Raw genomic sequence first — 1,727 nt, 5'->3', positions numbered from 1 at the left:
CATTTCCACTGGCCGCCTCTACCCCTGTTCTCTGGCCGCGCGCTGGCGGAAATCTTATTCAAAGCGCAAGACGCTTTGAATGATTTCCTACTCCAGCGATCGCGCGCGGGAGAGCTTTGACCCGCCTGAAACTGCCCTGCGCGGGCGGCGTCCGGGTGACCCCGGCAGGACGGAGCGATACTACGTATCGCTTAACCTGTTCGGCCCAATTCTTTGTCCGCGCACCTACTTCTTCGAGTTCATCACCTGGTGCTGGCGGCTGATGCTCTCCATATGAATCGAATTCAACAAAATGCTCAAAAACTCCCGACTCAATTGCAACTCGTCGGCGGTCGCCAAAACCCGCTTCACGATATCGTCCCAGCGAGCGCTCTGGAGAATCATCACTTCGTTGTCCCGCTTAATCTCACCGATCTTCTCGGCCACGGCCATCCGTTTGCTCAACAAGGTGAACAATTCGGCGTCGTACTGGTCGATCTGGCTGCGCAACTTGTCCAACGAACGCAGAAAATCCGGCTTGTCGGTCTGAGGTTTACGCCACACGATGCTCCGAACCAGCTCGCCCAGCTCTTCCGGAACGACCTGTTGTGCGGCGTCGCTCCACGCTTTGTCCGGACAGATGTGGCTCTCGATAATCAAACCGTCGTAGTTCAGGTCGGCACACTCCTGAGCCACCTCTTTGAGCAGGGCGCGTTTCCCGGTAATGTGGGACGGATCGCCGATCATCGGCACGTCCGGCATCCGCATTTTCATCTCGATCGCCAAAGGCCACATCGGATTGTTCCGGTACTTGGAGACGCCGAACGACGAGAATCCGCGGTGAATCAGCCCGACCTGCTCGATTCCGACCTTCTGAAGCCGCTGTACGGCCCCCATCCAGAGATCGAGGTCGGGGTTCATCGGGTTCTTGACCAGCACGGGAATTTTCACGCCGCGCAAGGCGTCGGCAATATCCTGCACACTAAACGGATTGACGGTCGTCCGCGCACCGATCCACAACAGATCGACGCCGAACTCCAGAGCTCCTTCGACGTGTTTGGCATTGGCCACTTCGGTCGCGACGGGCAGGCCGGTCTCCTTTTTCGCTTCGGCCATCCACGAGAGGCCGGGCAGGCCGACGCCCTCGAATGTTCCGGGTTTGGTACGCGGCTTCCAGATTCCGGCACGCAGCACGTCCACCGCGCCGGTGGCGGCCAACCGACGGCAGGTATCGAGGGTCTGTTCTTCGGTCTCGGCGCTGCACGGCCCGGAAATAATCAACGGGCGTTTGCCTTTCAAATCGATTTTTTTGGTTTCCATCTATCGTATTTGTTTTATTTTTCGTTCTGTAACTGATCTTTAGCCCGCCCCGGGCTACCGCGAAAGGCTCAATGGCGACGTAGTACACAGTGGTCTCGCCGGCTATAGCCTTTCATCCGCGCCCCGCGAATCTCGCTGTATGTTTATGAACTTCGGCCCGGATGGTCTCAATCCCGATTTAATCGAATACCGTGCCCACGGTCTTCAGTTGCGTTGCCTCTCGGAATAAACGGGGGTGCCGCACTCACAATGGGTAACCTCGGCCCGTATATCAACCAAGACTCTCCTTATTCATCCTCGGCGCGCCCCCCTCGCGCCGCTAATGCTCCGCTCTTGCCGAGGACGGCGATTCCGAACGGAATCGCGCTATTCGCTTTTGGTTTAAGCGGGTCGACGCCAGCGGTGACTGCAACGAGCTCCGACGAGTT

1 protein-coding gene is annotated in these 1,727 nt (G+C 57.9%); it reads right to left on the bottom strand.

What is annotated here, in order from left to right; all coding sequences use genetic code 11:
* Positions 1–225: 225 nt before the first annotated feature.
* Entirely contained in the window at positions 226–1,299 is a 1,074-nt protein-coding gene (locus QZ302_RS09935) for a chorismate mutase (protein ID WP_294594954.1), read from the bottom strand.
* Positions 1,300–1,727 lie beyond the last annotated feature (428 nt).

The sequence above is a fragment of the uncultured Rikenella sp. genome, assembly GCF_910579375.1.
Classification (GTDB): domain Bacteria; phylum Bacteroidota; class Bacteroidia; order Bacteroidales; family Rikenellaceae; genus Rikenella.
Note: the sequence above shows the minus strand (reverse complement) of the source record. Positions and strands in the feature narration are given on the sequence as shown.

Excerpts from the sequence above, each read along its gene's own strand:
- QZ302_RS09935 (WP_294594954.1), bottom strand. The coding sequence starts at position 1,299 with ATGGAAACCAAAAAAATCGATTTGAAAGGCAAACGCCCGTTGATTATT.